The 16,305-nt window shown below is 49.1% G+C and carries 16 protein-coding genes; 14 read left to right on the top strand and 2 right to left on the bottom strand.

Features of this window, described 5'->3' with window-relative positions; all coding sequences use genetic code 11:
- The 7 genes from BM159_RS01715 (at position 1) to BM159_RS01685 (ending at position 8,785) form a co-directional block, all read left to right on the top strand.
- Positions 1-519 (top strand): hypothetical protein, encoded by a 519-nt coding sequence (locus BM159_RS01715; protein ID WP_093912521.1) that lies wholly within the window; start codon positions 1-3, stop codon positions 517-519.
- A gap of 102 nt (positions 520-621) precedes the next feature.
- Positions 622-1,482 carry an ABC transporter ATP-binding protein gene (locus BM159_RS01710; RefSeq protein ID WP_245763608.1) on the top strand — a complete coding sequence of 287 codons (861 nt, stop codon included), beginning with the start codon at positions 622-624 and terminating at the stop codon, positions 1,480-1,482.
- Positions 1,479-3,134, top strand: a complete 1,656-nt coding sequence (locus BM159_RS01705; RefSeq protein ID WP_093912520.1) for a hypothetical protein — start codon at positions 1,479-1,481, stop codon at positions 3,132-3,134. Before BM159_RS01710 ends, BM159_RS01705 begins: the two co-directional genes overlap by 4 nt.
- A 9-nt stretch (positions 3,135-3,143) precedes the next feature.
- The gene (locus tag BM159_RS01700) at positions 3,144-4,799 is read left to right on the top strand and encodes an ABC transporter ATP-binding protein (RefSeq protein WP_093912519.1); all 1,656 of its coding nucleotides are present in this window, start codon (positions 3,144-3,146) and stop codon (positions 4,797-4,799) included.
- Entirely contained in the window at positions 4,768-5,643 is an 876-nt protein-coding gene (locus tag BM159_RS01695) for an energy-coupling factor transporter transmembrane component T family protein (protein ID WP_093912518.1), read from the top strand. The genes BM159_RS01700 and BM159_RS01695 overlap by 32 nt, the downstream gene beginning before the upstream one ends.
- 17 nt (positions 5,644-5,660) lie before the next feature.
- On the top strand, positions 5,661-7,070 hold the full coding sequence (locus BM159_RS01690) for an outer membrane protein assembly factor BamB family protein (RefSeq protein WP_093912517.1): 1,410 nt from the start codon (positions 5,661-5,663) through the stop codon (positions 7,068-7,070).
- A gap of 5 nt (positions 7,071-7,075) precedes the next feature.
- Positions 7,076-8,785 carry an ABC transporter ATP-binding protein gene (locus BM159_RS01685; RefSeq protein ID WP_093912592.1) on the top strand — a complete coding sequence of 570 codons (1,710 nt, stop codon included), beginning with the start codon at positions 7,076-7,078 and terminating at the stop codon, positions 8,783-8,785.
- 11 nt (positions 8,786-8,796) lie between these two features.
- Here the strand turns inward: BM159_RS01685 and nagZ are convergent, their stop codons facing one another.
- Positions 8,797-9,993: a beta-N-acetylhexosaminidase gene (gene nagZ / locus BM159_RS01680; RefSeq protein WP_177205844.1), complete on the bottom strand. Its 1,197-nt coding sequence runs from the start codon at positions 9,991-9,993 to the stop codon at positions 8,797-8,799.
- A gap of 158 nt (positions 9,994-10,151) precedes the next feature.
- Between nagZ and BM159_RS01675 the strand changes: the two genes are divergently transcribed.
- The 7 genes from BM159_RS01675 (at position 10,152) to BM159_RS01645 (ending at position 15,283) form a co-directional block, all read left to right on the top strand.
- Entirely contained in the window at positions 10,152-10,490 is a 339-nt protein-coding gene (locus BM159_RS01675) for a hypothetical protein (RefSeq protein WP_093912515.1), read from the top strand.
- A gap of 504 nt (positions 10,491-10,994) precedes the next feature.
- Positions 10,995-11,666 (top strand): L,D-transpeptidase, encoded by a 672-nt coding sequence (locus tag BM159_RS01670; protein ID WP_177205843.1) that lies wholly within the window; start codon positions 10,995-10,997, stop codon positions 11,664-11,666.
- A gap of 71 nt (positions 11,667-11,737) precedes the next feature.
- On the top strand, positions 11,738-12,517 hold the full coding sequence (locus BM159_RS01665; protein ID WP_245763607.1) for a L,D-transpeptidase: 780 nt from the start codon (positions 11,738-11,740) through the stop codon (positions 12,515-12,517).
- A gap of 6 nt (positions 12,518-12,523) precedes the next feature.
- Entirely contained in the window at positions 12,524-13,687 is a 1,164-nt protein-coding gene (locus BM159_RS01660) for an MFS transporter (protein ID WP_093912513.1), read from the top strand.
- 34 nt (positions 13,688-13,721) lie between these two features.
- The gene (locus BM159_RS01655) at positions 13,722-14,045 is read left to right on the top strand and encodes a thioredoxin family protein (protein WP_093912512.1); all 324 of its coding nucleotides are present in this window, start codon (positions 13,722-13,724) and stop codon (positions 14,043-14,045) included.
- A 38-nt stretch (positions 14,046-14,083) separates the two neighbouring features.
- A complete protein-coding gene (trxA, locus tag BM159_RS01650; protein WP_093912511.1) occupies positions 14,084-14,392 on the top strand; it encodes a thioredoxin in 309 nt (102 codons plus the stop codon).
- A 6-nt stretch (positions 14,393-14,398) separates the two neighbouring features.
- Positions 14,399-15,283 carry an NAD(P)/FAD-dependent oxidoreductase gene (locus tag BM159_RS01645; RefSeq protein WP_093912510.1) on the top strand — a complete coding sequence of 295 codons (885 nt, stop codon included), beginning with the start codon at positions 14,399-14,401 and terminating at the stop codon, positions 15,281-15,283.
- Between the two features lie 69 nt (positions 15,284-15,352).
- Here BM159_RS01645 and BM159_RS01640 read toward each other — a convergent pair whose 3' ends face one another.
- On the bottom strand, positions 15,353-16,285 hold the full coding sequence (locus BM159_RS01640) for a M48 family metalloprotease (RefSeq protein WP_093912509.1): 933 nt from the start codon (positions 16,283-16,285) through the stop codon (positions 15,353-15,355).
- Positions 16,286-16,305 lie beyond the last annotated feature (20 nt).

Raw genomic sequence — 16,305 nt, 5'->3', positions numbered from 1 at the left:
ATGTTAGGTTTACCGGAAGAAGAGCAGTACCGTTTGCTGTGGGAGAAGTACGGATTATCGGAAGAAAAAGCCAGGGCATTAAAAGGAAAAGGTTTTTCCTATTACGATCTGGATAAAGGCTCCATGTATGCCTATGTAGCGCAAAAACCGCTGGAGGAAGTGTTGGAACTGCGCCGGGAGAATCCCTGGATGAAGGTTGAATTATTGTTAAACATTACGCCGCAACTGCTCCATGACAGGGATCTGCTGCGTAAGGCTGAATGCGCGGAAAAATGGTGGGGCATCAAAGCGGACCTGGTGTACCGTAAGTTTATGGAAGGCTATCCTATCCACTATATCCGTATGGCTTATATTATTTCACAGCATTCTTCCATGACGGTGGAGGAGATTCTGGAGAAAAGAAAACGTTCTGTCAAATGGGCCGTCTGGGCACAGGAAAATCTTGGTATCGCGCCGGAAGATCTGAAACGCTGGATCAAAGAGATGCCAAACCCTTCCGTAGCCAAAAAAGCAAAATAAAATAATCCCTTTTTTTCTGTCGCTATATAGTATATAATAATTTAATAGAACGACTTCTCAATAAGAATTCTTTTATTATCTAGAGAAAGACAGGGATTAAAGATGATGCAGGAAACAGTAATCCGGATTCAGAACCTGACGATTGGTTATGAAAATAAAATCATCATCAGCGGAATCAACGCCGATATTCACACAGGTGAACTGGTTGGTATCATTGGCCGTAACGGCGCGGGCAAGAGTACACTATTGAAAACGATCCGGGGGCTGCTTCCCGCTAAGGAAGGTAAAATTTTGTATTTCGACCAGCCTCTTGCTTCCTATGGGGAAAAGGAACTGGCCAGGCGCGTGGCCTATCTGCAACAGAATGTGGAAACAGGATTCGGTTACACGGGACTGGATATCGTGCTGACGGGACGTTATCCCTATATGAAATGGTGGGAGAGCGAGAAAGAAGAAGATAAAGAGCTTGCCCGGGACTGTATGTCTTATACAGGCACACTGGATCTGGCAGAGCGTCCGGTAACGGAAGTTTCCGGCGGCCAGAAGCAGCGCATCCTGCTGGCCAAGGTACTGGCCCAGCAGACGCCGGTGCTGTTTTTGGATGAACCGACGACCGGTCTGGACATGGTATACCGGGAGGAAATATTCCGGTTTGCCAGGGAACTGGCCAACATGGGCAAGACTATTTTGATGGTAATCCATGAGCTGGATCTGGCTGCCGCTTATTGCAGCCGTATCTTCCTGTTGGGTGAAGGAAAACTCTTGGCTGACGGCCGTCCCGATGAGGTTTTTACAGAAGAATTGCTGAGCCGCGCCTATGAAGCGGACATTACAGTAGAACAGAATCCGAAAAGCGGCCGGCTGGAGATAACGACACGGGAAAATCCACAGGCAAAAGAAAAGGAAAAAGATTTACTGAAAAAGATTTGTGTGCAACAACAGACAGGACGGAATTTTGGATGAAACGGCTCATTACTCTGCTGGTTTTCTTATTGTTGCTGTTACAGGCAACTGCCGGATTTGCAGGCAGGCAGTTAGATGCGGTATACCCGTACAGTCTGGAGAAACAGCAGATTCGTACTGTAACCGGCCGCAGCACGCTGCCGCTTTATGTTAACTTAACAAGCTATGATATACCCCGCATGCAGCAGGCAGAGGTTTCTGTAAAGCTGCCTGGGGGGTTCTCTGCATTACCGAAGGAAGGCTGGCAGATTTATAAAGGCGGCGCGTCCGCGTACTGGCAGACAGAGGCCTGGTACGGCCAGAATTTTGATTTGTTGTATCTGCAGGCGGATGAAGGCGCGGTGTCCGGAACGAAAGAGATTGAGATTACTGTGTCCGGGAACGGATGGGAAGAAAGAAAAAGCATTAATTTCACTTATGACGCAGCAGGGGAAACAATCGGGCAGCCGCAGCCGGAGGGCAGGAAACCGGACAAGGCGAAGTTTAACTGGTATATCCAGTCGGTTACGCTTCCCGTAGATGTTTATGGCCGTCGTGACGACAGGGCGGAAAACGGTGTTGTCTATGTGCGGGATACTACGTTTGAAAGTTTTCGCAACCGGATGAAAGGCGACGGAGCTACTAACTGGTCGGCGGTTTTCAATCATCCGGCAACCTTTCTGCTGCTGGATATGCGCAATCCCCAGCGGGATATCCGCGTCCTGAAGTTTAAGGCACAGCTGCTGGACCGGGTCAGCGGGCAGGTTGTAGAAGGACTGATTACAGCCGGGACAACCAATCATGATACAGGTGAAGGCTGGGCCGGCAAAACCGGGGAGGGCGCGGAAACAACAGCACTGATTTCCCTTGATGGGAAAAAATCGCAGACGTTTATCCTGCCTTTGTATGTGGATTATTTTACAATTCTGGAAGGGGATTATACATTGCGGGTCACTGTCAGTGGCGGTGACCAGCAGAAGATACAGGAGGTCCCCCTGACGATAGCACGGAAACACAGCCTGGGACTGTTTGCGGTGGGGTTTGCTTTTGTATGCTTTTTAATTACGCTCCTGCTTTTGCTGCGCCTGAAACAGTGTGTGTTTTCCATCGGCGCCAAAGGCGCTATAACGGTAGCTTTGTTTGCTGCAATCTCTTTTGGCGGCATCGCGTTGCCTTCAACCATTTTGGGTGATCTGGTCCATGCCCTGCTGGGCCCTTTTTCCGGTCTGGTCACCGGGCTCCTGAGCGGCATTATGCAGTACCTGCTGATCGTTTCTCTTTTGGTTCTGTACCGTAAACCCGGCGTGCTTACGTTGTTATATGTACTTAAATTTATGCTTTCCGGCATTATGTTTGGGCATTTTTCACCGATTGGCGTGCTGAGCACCTCAGTATACATCGTGGTGACGGAATTCCTGCTGTGGGTAAGCGGCTTCTATAAAAAGGAAAACCTGGACACGAAGTATATGTTTTTTGTTGCCCTCGTATTAGGGCTGGGCGATGCCCTGATCACGTTTGTTAATTTTGAACAGATGATGTTCTTTTACCGTTTGTATTACGCGGACTGGTTCCTTGCCATGTATATGCTGGTAAACGGATTGCTGTACAGCAGCATCGGCAGCTGGATCGGCTTTAAGACCGGGACCAAACTGCGCCAGGTCGTCAGCGAATAGGAGGATGGCATGTTACATATAGACGATGTATCCTATCGTTACCAGAGTCGTGACACCTGGACGCTGAAGCATATCGACCTTAAGATGGAACAGGGGGAGATGGTCCTGCTGGCCGGCCGCAGCGGCTGCGGCAAGTCGACGCTGATAAAAATCATCAGCGGTCTGGTGTCGGAAGACGGTCAGGGAATACTGAAGGGAAGAATTTTATTAGACGGTCAGGATATTACTTTTTGGCCGCCGGAAAAAATCGGCCTGCTGGCAGGTACGGTATATCAGAGTCCGGATGACCAGTTGTTTGCCATGACGGTTGAAGACGAGGCCGGCTTTGCTCTGGAGAACCAGGGTGAGGAACCGGAAACGATTCGGAAAGAAGTGTCGGAAACTTTGCGCCGTGTGGGGTTAAAAGGCTATGAAAAATTCAGTATCCACCAGCTTTCCGGCGGGCAGCGTCAGCGTCTGGCACTGGCTTCCATTTTAATCACGAAACCGCGCCTGCTGATTTTAGACGAACCGGTAAGTCAGATGAATCCTCAGGGCGTGCAGTCGTTTATGGAACTGTTGCTTGATCTGAACAGGGATGAAAACATTTCCATTTTGATGATAGAACACAGGGTCAATGAGCTGGCCCGGTATTTTAACCGTCTTGCGGTCATGAAAGACGGGGAAATATTATATGATGGGGCCATGGATGAGGCGTGGCCGTTTTTGACGGATAAACCGGACCTGGGCCTCCGTGAACCCCAAAGTGTCAAGCTGGGACGTTTACTTCATTTATCCCATCTGACTTCCGACAAAAATGAAACAGCGGAAATGATTTGCAAAGAGTGCGAAATAGAAAGGTTCTGCGAACAGCAGAAAAAGGCAGAACAGACTGGTGCGAATCCGCTGGTCAGGGCAGAAAGCATACGGTTCCGGTATCCGGGCGTGGAAGAAGACACCCTGCGGGGCCTGGATTTCATTTTGCGGGAAGGGCAGATTACCGCCATGATGGGATTCAACGGCGCCGGAAAATCTACCTTATTAAATTTGCTGGGAGGACTTACAGAACCTTCCGGGGGAACGCTGCTGCTGGATGGCATTCCTGTCCGTAAAGCCCTGGGCAAGGTGGGATATCTCCTCCAGGAAGCGGATCTCATGCTGCTGGCGGATACGGTTACGGAAGAACTGGCCTGGAAAAACCGGGGAATGACGCCGGAAAAAATAGCTGTCATGCTGGAACAGCTGAATCTGACTTCTTACGCGCAGGATTTTCCACTGGCTTTAAGCAAGGGGCAGCGGCTGCGGGTCGTGTTAGGAGCCATGCTGGCCAAAGAACCGCGTTTATTGCTGCTGGATGAGCCTACTACCGGGCAGGATGAAAGCAGTCTTGCTGAAATCAAAAAACTGCTGTTGGATTTTAAAAACAATGGGGGAAGCGTCTTTATCTGTACCCATGATATAGAGCTTGCGTCCCAGATCGCGGACCGGGTGATGCTTTTGGAGCAGGGGAAGATTGTGGCGGACGGACCGGCGGATGAAATCTTATGCGATCGGAATCTTCTGCTGCAAAGCGGGCTGACGGTCCCGGCAGTATTGGATATTGCGGAGCGGTTGGGGATTCCTCCCTGCATCTCGGAAAAGGAGGTAAGCCATTATGTCCATGCGGCAGTTGTGGGAAGGAACTGACGCGAGGTTTTGGGCACGTGAAATTAACGGGCGGACCAAGCTGATCATACTGTTTTTATTTGCGGTTTTGATGATTACGGTAGACAATCCCCGCACCCTGTTTGTATTATTTATGGTAACGTTGCTGCTGCATCTGACGGCGGGAACCTCTTTCTATAAATGGAAAGTCATGGCTGTTTTGCTGATGCTTGGCCTTTGGGGCAGCATGGTGAGCCAGGCCCTTTTCTTTTCCCAGTCCCCCCGTACGGCTTTGTTTGTGCTCATTCCCCCGGATTCCTCCCTGTTGGGGGAGATAACGGGCGGCTTGTTTATTTACCGTGAAGGAATTTTATACGGAGCGGTGCAGGGGCTGCGTACGGCATCCATGCTTTCATTGGGGCTTCTGGTTTGCTGGACCAGCGATCCCCGGCAACTGCTGAATGCGTTGCTGGCCTGGCGTCTGCCACCCCAGGTTGCGTTTATGCTGGTGACGGCGATCCGGTTCCTGCCGGTGCTGGCAGCGGAGACGGGAGAAATTATTACGGCCCTGCAGCTTCGCAGTGAAACCCAGAGGGGACGTACCGCAATAGTACAGCATATTCCTTATATTGCAAAGCCTTTGTTGGCACGCTGTCTCCGCAGGGCACAGACGCTGGCGCTGTCTGTGGTCAGCCGGGGCTTTTTCTCCGCTAAAGTATCTCAGGTCCGCCAGTCCTGGAAAACAGCGGAACAGGCCGGCTGTATTGTGTTTTTCCTGTTCACCCTGGCAGTGGTGGGCAGCAAGCTTTGTTATGTGTTGTCTGAACAGGGGCTGTATTTTGGGGTGCTCAGGAAAATTTATGACATATCCAAGATGTATTTGTAAGTAGCGTCAGGTGGCTTATGGGTAAGAAAATCAAGAGTTTGCTGATACTGTTTCTTTTTGCTTTGTCCTGCTGTGCCTTATTCTGGCTTACCGGCAGCCGGACTCCCTGGACTGTTTTTCAAAGCGTCCGGGGGAAGGACGGAGTAAGTGTGTTTCTGGGCGATATACCGGCGGAGAACTATGACCGTATGGGTTTTACCAGAGCGCAGATACTGTACGTGGGTGCGGAGGATGCATGGCTGGTGGGAACGGACAAGGGAGAACTGTTTTTGTTCGATATGACAGGAAAACAGTTATGGAAACGTTCTTTGGGTATAGGGAAACTGGTATCCCTGGCTGTGACGGGAGACGGAAAACTGGCCTATGTAGGGGAACACAGCGCGGACGGTAATTTATATGCAGTTAATGTGCACACAGGCGATATCGAATGGAAACACAAAGCGGCCGATTATATTGGCGTGGATTCGCAGAACCGGTCCCTGCCGGCTCCGGTCCACATTGCAGTGGATAAGGCAGGGAATGCTTTCGTGAACATGTACCGGTTCGTTATGAATAAAGATGGCAGGCGCGGTTATAACGGACGGATGATAGCTCTTGATCCGCAGGGAAAGTTTTTATGGAAGTTCCCAAAGGATGAGACTATCGACAGCTGGATCAACTGGTGTGATGTCAGCGATGGAACGGAACGGGTTGTCATAGCTACCAGCGCCTACGATTTTCATCCCGATATGAAATATAAAAAGACCCTGTATATCATTGATAAACATGACGGTTCTGTTTTAAACGAGACCTTTGTTGATCCGGTGAAACCTTTTAACAATACAGTGCTGCGGGGCAGTCCTACTTTCTCCGCGGATGGGGAGTATCTGGCAGGGACCGGAAGCGACGGCCGCGGTTTCCTGTTTGACAAAAACGGGAAAATTGTCTGGTGGCGTTTTCTCTCAAAACCTGCGAAAGTTGACGGATCCTGGATCAATGCTTCCGGGCGGGACGGGTATATAAGGCCGGAGGGTGTCATTTTTTCCACCATCAATACGTTTAACAGGGAAAACTGGCAATTGCCTACCCCGGTGGAACATCCCAGCAACAACAGTCTCTTTGTGTTTAAACTGGACGGGACTTACAGATATCAGTACCGCGCTCTGGGCACGATTGAAAACATTGACTTTGCTTCGGAAAAACTTGCGGCCTGTTCGGTGGGACGTAATGTGAGGACTCATGATTACAGTGCGCACGGAGCCTTGCTTCTGAATCTGGAAAACGGAAAGAAAGAGAGGTTCTTTCATACGGAGGGTCCTTGCCAGGCTGCAGCCATCAGCCATGATGGGAAGAAAATGGCAGGAGTGGAAGCGCCGGCCATGACGCCGGAAGGGAAACTGATCGGATCGTACCGGCTGCATATATGGGATTTGCGGACAGGGAGCTGACCGTTATGTTAAAAGCATTATTTACATATTATAAGCCTTACAGGCGGACCGTTTGGGCACTGCTGTTTCTTTCACTTTTTTCCGCAGCGCTGGACCTGGTTTTCCCGATGCTGGTACGTCATATTATGGATGTGGAACTGCCGGGGAAAAATATAGAGAATATATTCCGTATGATTGTCATTCTCTTCGTGCTGTACTGTGTCAGCTTTGTCTTATCGTATATTGTGCAGTATAAAGGCACCCTGGTTTCCGTTCACATGGAAAATGATATGCGGCAGGATCTTTTCCGCCATTTGGAAAAGATGTCTTTCCGGTATTTTGACGACAATAAAACCGGCCAGCTGCTGTCACGCATCACCACAGATCTGACGGAAATCGGGGAACTGACCTTCAAAGGTCCTAATGACGTCCTCATCTGTTCCATAACCATGTTGGGAACCATTGCCATTCTGATCTGGATGAATCCGGTGCTGGCATCATTTATCGTATTGCTGCTTGTTGCGAAAACTGTGCATACTGTCTATATTAACCGTAAAATGAAACAGCGGTTCCGGGCCAACCGTGTGTTATACGGTGATGTGTCCGCACAGGTTACGGAAGATTTGAACGGGATCCGGCTGATCAAGGCTTTCGCCCTGGAGGAACAGGAGGCCGGCCGATTTGCGGAGAAGTGTGATACATATATTGCCGGCCGGCGCAAGTCGACACGTCTGGTGGCCTACTTTTCCGGCAGCGTAGCTTTCTTCAGCAATCTGATCAATGTGGTGATGATGGGCGTTGGCGGCTGGATGATTGCCACAGACAGGTTAAAACTCAGTGATTTTGTAGCCTTCTTGTTATATGTAAACCTCTTTATGAAACCGCTGCTGCGCCTGACTGTGTTTGCGGAAATGTATCAGCGTGGCATGGCCGGCTTTTCCCGGTTTTATGAAATCATGCAGATTGAACCGGAGATTCAGGACACCCCGGACGCTGTTGAATGCAAGGACGTGAAAGGCGAGATTGTTTTTGATAATGTCTGCTTCAGCTACGGAAACGGAGTGGTTCTCAGGAATCTGACCCTGACGGTAAAGCCCGGGGAAAAAATTGCGTTTGTAGGGGAAACCGGAGCCGGCAAAACTACCGTTGCCAGCCTGTTGCTGCGCTTTTATGAACCGCAGCAGGGGAGGATTTTGCTGGATGGCAGGGATATACGGGAATACACGCAGCAGTCCCTGCGCCGTACGATCGGTCTGGTCCAGCAGGATGTCTTTCTGTTTTCTGATTCTGTGAATTATAATATTTCCTACGGCAACACTTCCGTCAGTCCTGCAGACATAAAAAAAGCAGCCTGTCTGGCTGCTGCGGAAGAATTTATTGAAAAACTTCCGGAAAAGTATGAGACTTGTATCGGGGAACGGGGAGTGAAGCTATCCGGCGGACAGAAACAACGTATTGCCATTGCCAGAGCTTTTCTCAAAAACCCGCCTGTCCTTGTGCTGGATGAAGCAACTTCTTCCTTAGATACTGCAACGGAAAAAGTCGTGCAGGAATCACTGGAAAAACTGTCCGCAAACCGGACGACCATTACCATTGCCCACAGGCTTTCTACAATAGTTAATGCTGACAGGATCTTTGTGCTTCAGGACGGTATCGTGGCAGAGACCGGAACCCATGAGCAGCTGATGCGCAAAAACGGGATATATAAAAAGCTTTATGAACTAAGCGAAAAATAAAGAAACTTTTTCTATAGTATTTTCTTATACAGTTTTTCCCGTTGGTTTACATCCGTAAAATTCTTCAGTTTGCAATATACGATACGGCGGACGGAGGCATCAATAGCTGTCAGGGAAAGCTTTCCGTCTTTCACGGCCTGCAGCGTGCTGCGGTAAATACGTTGCTGTACTTCCGGATCATGACAGCTCAGCAGTATGTCCGTTCCGGCCTGAATGGCGACGATGCCGATTTTTTCCGGCGTATATCCTTCGCTGACAGCGCCCATGTCCAGGTCGTCAGTGATGACGATGCCCTGATAGCCCAGCTGGCTCCGCAGCATTTGTTTCAGGATGACAGGTGAAAGGCTGGCAGGTTTTGCATCAAAGGCAGGATAGCGGATATGGCCGGCCATCACCATGAACTGGTGGTGGGGATATTGGTCGATGATGTGCCGGAAAGGCAGCATGTCTTCCTGTAAAATAGTCTGCTGAGGTACGTTCACTACTGATTTATCGGTGTGTGGGTCGGTTTCGCTGCGGCCCATGCCCGGAAAATGTTTTATGGTAAACAGGACACCGCTGTCCCGTAGTCCGCGGCAGGCCTGTTCCCCGAAAGATGTAACCTGCTGCGGTGTAGTACCATAGGTACGCCCGTGCATACGGCTGCCGATGTCCAGCACCGGGGCAAAGTCAAGGTTGAAACCCAGTTCCCGGATATCGTTTCCGGTTTTGTTCGCATGCGTGTACGCGTCTTCCGGTTTGCCCTTGCTGATTTCCGTTGCGGGAGGCGTCGTGTAGGCTTGCTGCTTCATCCGGGTTACCAGTCCCCCTTCCTGATCTACTGAAAGGAACAGGGGAAGGCTGTAAGAATTCAGCGCCAGGTCTTTTAGGGAGGAGTTTAAGGCTTTGACCTGTTCACGGGTTTCCATGTTCCGGTCAAACAGGATGATACCGCCCACATGCATGGAAGTAAGGCTGTTCTTTGTGTTTTCGGTGAGCGTCGTCCCGTGGATGCCCACAAACATCATCTGGCCTATTTTTTCTTCCAAAGTCATTTTGTCCGTGACAGAATCCGCCAGCTGCCGTATCCCTTTTTCCGTGGCCCAGGTGTCCGCGACAGGCTCAGATGCTCTTCCTGCCGAATTCGTTCCTTTTTCCGCGGCGCTGCAGCCGAAAAACAGGAACAATATACATAATAAGGTTGCGCAAAGAGTAAGCTGCTTTTTCATAGTATGCATCCATTCTCCGAATCTATTGTAGTAGTTCATATTATATCATAAATTATAGCGTTGCGCGGTACTTACCGAAAATGGTATGATATAAAAAAGCTGTGACGCAGAACGGGGAATATTTTTCAGATTCACTGTCAATTGTGGAGGTATGAGCTATGAAACTCAGGACTTATTATCTCCTGTCGTGGTTAAGCGGACTATTGACGCTGATCTTTTCCGTTGGAGGGGCTCTGGCGTTTGTAACTTATCTCAGCAGCCCTTCCACCGTAGACGGCATTGTCCGCAAAGGGCATATGAGTATTATGGAATTTATTCTGCCGCTGTGTCTGATTGGTCTTGTCTGTTTTATCCTGTATCTCTGTGTTTCCCTGTTCTGTGTTTTCCGCAGGATGAAGACACAGGAGCACATGTTTCTGCATTTTCTGTTGAACCTTGTTTTATATCTGGTTACTGCGGCGGGTACGCTTCCATTAATGATGCTTCTGCTCAGTTAGGAAATTGACTTTTACTCGGATTTTTACTATAATTTATGAAGTAAAATAAACAATATTGAAAACAGACCCTGTAATAACTTTCTGTAGTTATTTCTGTACGATGGAGTTACAGACTTCGGCGGTGCCGGGAAGGATGGGCATTATGGGTGAAAAGTTTAAGACTTTTATCTCCTGCACAAAAGAAGATAATTTGAAACTGCTTGCGTTTGTAATCGTTCTGCTTGCCATCATTGCGTTCTTTGGCTGGTAATGTTATTGTGTCTTTTTTGTTAAATATAGGTTTTTACTGTACTACATATTGTAATTTTATGTTATAATAAACTAACAATAGTAGTTTGCCCTGCGTAAAATTTTCCTTGTGTAATATATGATTATATGATATGAATCTGACCAAACCGGTTTTCATCTGTGGACTTTTTTGGTAAACCGACTATTGAGAACTGTTAATTTTGACTGCAAAGGTGTGATTTGATGAAAAAATCAAAGCCTAATATTTTTGTATATATGTTAGCCTATCTTGCAATACTGTTGCGCTGGATGCGCCGGAGTACGCCTGGCAAAGTAGTAACGGCAGGTCTTTTGATCGTGCTTGTCAGCGGTACCTATAACCACTTGAGCGCAGCACCCTTCTTTGCGGATAACGCACAGCCCAAACTGACGGAAACGGAAAAGGTTGAGCAAAAAGGCCAAGAAGAGATTGCGAAGAAAGCGGAGGCGCAGAAACAGGAAGTTGAAAATGCCAAGGTTGCTTCGCAGCCTGTAACGAGCCATACTTACAGCCTGGTTATAACGAAAAGCGCATACCGTATATCCCTGTTGGACAACGGGACTCCGATTAAGGAATATAACTGTGCAGTAGGACGTAACCCGGGCCAGAAAACAAAAACCGGTGACGCAAGGACGCCGGTTGGCACCTTCAAAGTTGAATCCATCAATCCTTCTTCCGACTGGGTTTCCGATGAAGATGGAAAAGGCGCCTACGGGCCCTGGTTCATCACCCTGGATACCCGGGAGCTGAGTAAAGGTGAATGGAACGGTATCGGTATTTCCGGTACAAATAAACCGGAAGGTCTGGGAAGAGCCTCTTCGGCAGGCAGTATACGGGTACGGAACAGCGATATCGAAGAGATTAAAAAATTTGTGAAGGTCGGCACAGTTGTTACGATTAAAGAGTGATATGCAGTCAAAGAGTTATTCCTCAAAGAAGCGCTTGCGGAATAGCTCTTTCTTTTTATAAAAAATGTATTGTGTTTAGGGAATCTGTGGAAATTGACAGTGCCCTGGAAAGTGAGTTTGCCATGAAAACGAATCGGAAACTGACAAAATTTACGGCAGTACTGATGGCTGTTTTGATGATACTTTGTGCTATGGCCATAACAGGTTGTGACGGAGAAGATAAACCAAAAGAAAAGTCCAAGATAACAGAAACGAAGAAGACGCCGGAACAGATTGCCGCAGAAAAGAAAGCCAAAGCAGAGGCCGAACAAAAAGCCAGGGAAGAAGCAGAGAAGAAAGCAAAAGAAGCTACGGAGAAGGCAAAAAAGGAAGCTGAAGAGAAGGCAAAACAGGAACAGGCGCTGATCAAACAGAATGCAGACCAGAAAAAATACCACATATTTATTAAGAAGAGTGCCTTCACACTGTACCTGCTGGATGATAAAAACAATGTAATCAAAGCGTACGACTGCACCCTTGGGAAAAATCCGGGTCAGAAACAGAAACGGGGCGACATGAAGACCCCGACAGGAACGTTCCTTGTGGATGAAATCTGCGATGCCCGCAGTTGGACGCACGACTTCGGTGATGGCAAGGGTGAGATAAAAGGGGCTTACGGTCCCTGGTTTATCAGTCTGGACACAGATGCAATGAGTAAAGGTGCCTGGGGCGGTATCGGCATCCATGGTACCCACAAACCCAATGTGATGCGGGTTCGTGATTCAGAAGGCTGTATCCGTTTGCAGAACCGGAATGTTGAGGAACTGAAGCAGTATGTGCGGGTGGGCACGAAAGTTGTGATTGAAGAGTGATGTAATGTGAAAAAGATAGATCCCTCTGTATACCTTTTCTCGTTGGGACATCTTTCCGTAGACTGGTGTCAGGGAGCGATTCCTGCTCTGCTGCCTTACTTTATCCGGAATTACGATTTATCCTATCAGGCGGCGGGGACGCTGGTTTTTGCCAATGTGCTGGTGGCTTCAGTATTACAACCCCTGTTCGGTTATTATTCTGACCGTATTTCCCGTCCATGGTTCATACCCCTGGGAACGTTGTTTTGCGGTATGGCAGTCGCGCTTATGGGCTTCTGCACATCTTTCTCTGCAATTTTCGCGGCAGCCATGCTTTGCGGTGTCGGCAGTGCGGTATTCCATCCTGAGGCAGCCCTGATGGTAAACCGTATGGCTGCGAAAGCCAAAGGCCAGGCGCTGGGTACGTTTTCAGTGGGTGGTAACGCCGGCTTTGCCATAGGTCCGATAGCAGCGGGGATATGCGCTTACCGGCTGGGCATACACACCCTGCTGTTTTTTGGCATAGTGAATACGGTGCTGGCTTTGGCCCTTTGGACAAAGATGCCTTACGTACTGCGTCAGGTTGCCCTTGCAGGCGGTCAGGAAACAGAAAAAGGTACGCTGAAAGCCAGAGAGAATAACTGGAAAGCTTTTGGTATCCTTTCCATGCCAATTTTTGCCCGGTCCATCGGGTTCACCCTAAGTAACACGTTTATCCCGATTTACTGGATGACTGTATTGCATGCTTCTGCTACTCAGGGGACTACGGCTCTGTCGATCCTGTTTACCTTGGGGGCGTGCATTACATTTGGCGGAGGTTTGCTGGCCGACAGGTTTGGCTACGTAAAAATAATCCGTACGGCATTTTGCTGTATGGTACCTGCATATCTGCTTCTGACTCATACAACAGATATCCGGCTGGCTACGGTGCTGCTGATTCCGGCGGCAGTGGCAATCTTTATGCCGTATAGTCCTATTGTTGTTTTAGGACAAACTTATCTTGCAAAAAATGCCGGGTTTGCTTCCGGCGTAACTCTGGGGCTGACTACTACGCTGGGCGGTATTTTTGCTCCACTGGTTGGCGGAATGGCAGACAGGTGGGGGCTTGTACCGGCTTTACAGATATTCTGGATTGCCGGTCTGATTGGCTTAGTGGCGTCTTTTTTCCTGCCGGAACCGGAAAAGGAATAGGAAAGCAGGCTATATATAGAAAGAGGATTTCCTTATGGAACAGGTGAAAGAAAACATTGTGGTTGTAACACCGGATAATTTTCGGGCGGAAGTGCTGGAGTGTGAAAAACCGGTTCTGGTAACCTTTTATGCGAATTGGGATCAGCCTTGCCGCATGCAGCAGCCGGCGCTGGACTCCATTGCGGACAGGCATCCTGAAATTAAGGTGTGCAAGCTGGATGTAGAAGAGCATGCTGCTTTTGCGCAGCAGTTCGGCATTATGATGATTCCCACGACGATTGCTTTTAAAAACGGGAAAAGGGTTAAACGGGCCAGTGGCCTGCGGCTGGAGCATGTTTTGCTGAGCATGGTAGAATAGATGGTAAGTTATCAGTGTAAAGAAAAGAGGGAATGAAAATGGCAGTAACCGTAGTTAACAATGAGAATTTTAAAAACGAAGTATTAAAAGCGGATAAACCGGCGCTTGTTGACTTTTGGGCGACCTGGTGCGGTCCCTGCCGTATGATGGCTCCTGTAGTGGAAGCGATTGCGGAAGAACATCCGGAGTTAAAAGTATGCAAAGTGGATATTGACGAGAATCCGGAACTGGCGCAGCTTTTCAACGTTATGAGCATTCCGACGCTGGCGGCCTTTAAAGACGGTCAGCTGACGGGAACCGCTATTGGCTACCAGCCAAAGGAAAGTGTACTGAAACTGTTTGCGTGAGGAAACATGATGGATATTATTATTATCGGCAGCGGTCCTGCAGGTGTTTCCGCTGCTTTGTACGCAAAACGCGCCGGCGCAGATGTAACGGTAATCACCCGGGGCAGCGGGGCGTTGGCAAAGGCGGAGAAAATTGAAAATTATTATGGTCTGGCCGAGCCATTAACGGGCGCGGAACTGGAAGCAAACGGGATTGCCGGGGCGAAGCGGCTTGGTGTAAGCTTTATCGAAGATGAAGTGGTGGGCCTTGCCATGAACGACGATTTTACCGGGCTTATCGTACAGACGCCGGGCCGTGCCTGCGAGGCGAAAGCAGTAGTGCTGACAGCGGGAAGCACACGGCTGGCGCCGAAGATTCCGGGACTGAAGGAATTAGAAGGCAAAGGTGTAAGTTACTGCGCTATCTGCGATGCGTTCTTCTACCGTCAAAAGACCGTGGCGGTTCTGGGTGAAGGGGACTATGCCCTGCACGAAGCGGAAATTTTGCTGCCCCATGCCAGCAAGGTGATGCTGTTTACCAACGGAAAAGAGCCGGCAGTGAAAATACCGGACACCATAGAGGTACACAAGGAAAAAATCATTGCCGTGGAAGCGGAAAACACGGCTGGGATGGAACGCGTAAGCGGATTGCGAACGGAAGACGGAACCGTTACTCCGGCGCAAGGCCTGTTTGTTGCGCTGGGTACTGCAGGCAGCGTTGATTTGGCCCGTAAAATCGGAGCAGCTACAGATAACAACCGTATTGTTGTTGACGGAGAGATGGCTACCAATGTGCCCGGACTCTATGCGGCCGGCGACTGCACCGGCGGCCTGCTGCAGGTGGTAAAGGCGGCCTATGAAGGCGCTGTGGCAGGGCTTGCGGCGGCAAAATATGTGAGGAGCCGGAAATAATTAAAGATACAGCAGAATAAAAAACTGCCTGTGACATGGTTATTTTCATGTCACAGGCAGTTAGATTTTTTACGCCATATTATAGTTTGCGTTCACATAGTTCTTGATCCGTTCCAACCGCTGCTCGGTGGCGGGATGGCTGGATAAGATGCGGGTGGCGAAACTCATCCGGGATTCTCCCTGGCTGATGAGGAGAAGTCCGTTGTACAGTTCTGCGCCCAACCCGATTCTACAGGCATACAGGTCTGCTTCATACTCATCCTGCCGGGAACTGAACATGGTGATAAGATGCAGGGGCAGCTGCATCAGGAACTGGAACAGCCAGATCTGTATGAGGAAGAACCAGGAAATAATGGCGGTGATCCAGCCGATGACGGGGATGAAACTGATAATCTGAAGAGCCAGCGTGATGAAGCTGTAGATTCGCACGACCAGATTTCCGAAAGAACTCATGGTGCTGGTCAACAGGGCAGTGTTGGTGTCCCGGTTCTGGATGTGCCCCATTTCATGAGCCAGGATACCGGCGATTTCATTTACCCTCATATTCGTTAACAGCGGGAGAGTGACCGCGATATTATTACTGCCCACTGCAAACGCATTCAACATTTTTGCGTTACAGATGTATAAATTATAATCATCCATATCCAGTCCGGCCTTCCGGCAGACGATGGACATGGCCTGCTTCAGCTGTTCCCCGGCGACGCCGGTGGGGGCCTGGCAGTTCATGGACCAGCAGAGATAACGCTGCATAAGCCGGGTACGGTACAGCAGGCAGGGAATCAGCAGGGTCAGGGCAGATAAAACGATAATTATATTTGTTTCCGTAAAGGGAATATTAAAATAGTTCATTCCTTCCTGCAGCCACTGCCAGCGGATAGGGCTGAACAGTTCTATAAGTCCCCAAAAGGTGGAAACAATCAGGAAATTCACTATAAACGTCAGGCTGAGGACAAAGATGTCCCGAAGCAGGTTATATAACATACAGGCTCCTTTTTCTAACATATCTGACTAAAATATTTGCT

This window comes from Succiniclasticum ruminis DSM 9236 (assembly GCF_900112895.1).
GTDB lineage: Bacteria > Bacillota > Negativicutes > Acidaminococcales > Acidaminococcaceae > Succiniclasticum > Succiniclasticum ruminis.
This window is presented reverse-complemented; position numbering and strand designations above follow the sequence as displayed.

Bases quoted from the DNA above. Each gene is read 5' to 3' on its own strand.
- trxA (WP_093912511.1), top strand. From the start codon at position 14,084: ATGGCAGTAACCGTAGTTAACAATGAGAATTTTAAAAACGAAGTATTA.
- BM159_RS01685 (WP_093912592.1), top strand. From the start codon at position 7,076: ATGTTAAAAGCATTATTTACATATTATAAGCCTTACAGGCGGACCGTT.
- BM159_RS01715 (WP_093912521.1), top strand. From the start codon at position 1: ATGTTAGGTTTACCGGAAGAAGAGCAGTACCGTTTGCTGTGGGAGAAG.
- BM159_RS01690 (WP_093912517.1), top strand. From the start codon at position 5,661: ATGGGTAAGAAAATCAAGAGTTTGCTGATACTGTTTCTTTTTGCTTTG.
- BM159_RS01710 (WP_245763608.1), top strand. From the start codon at position 622: ATGATGCAGGAAACAGTAATCCGGATTCAGAACCTGACGATTGGTTAT.
- BM159_RS01640 (WP_093912509.1), bottom strand. From the start codon at position 16,285: ATGTTAGAAAAAGGAGCCTGTATGTTATATAACCTGCTTCGGGACATC.
- BM159_RS01705 (WP_093912520.1), top strand. From the start codon at position 1,479: ATGAAACGGCTCATTACTCTGCTGGTTTTCTTATTGTTGCTGTTACAG.
- BM159_RS01700 (WP_093912519.1), top strand. From the start codon at position 3,144: ATGTTACATATAGACGATGTATCCTATCGTTACCAGAGTCGTGACACC.
- BM159_RS01675 (WP_093912515.1), top strand. From the start codon at position 10,152: ATGAAACTCAGGACTTATTATCTCCTGTCGTGGTTAAGCGGACTATTG.
- BM159_RS01695 (WP_093912518.1), top strand. From the start codon at position 4,768: ATGTCCATGCGGCAGTTGTGGGAAGGAACTGACGCGAGGTTTTGGGCA.
- BM159_RS01655 (WP_093912512.1), top strand. From the start codon at position 13,722: ATGGAACAGGTGAAAGAAAACATTGTGGTTGTAACACCGGATAATTTT.
- BM159_RS01645 (WP_093912510.1), top strand. From the start codon at position 14,399: ATGATGGATATTATTATTATCGGCAGCGGTCCTGCAGGTGTTTCCGCT.
- nagZ (WP_177205844.1), bottom strand. From the start codon at position 9,993: ATGAAAAAGCAGCTTACTCTTTGCGCAACCTTATTATGTATATTGTTC.
- BM159_RS01670 (WP_177205843.1), top strand. From the start codon at position 10,995: ATGTTAGCCTATCTTGCAATACTGTTGCGCTGGATGCGCCGGAGTACG.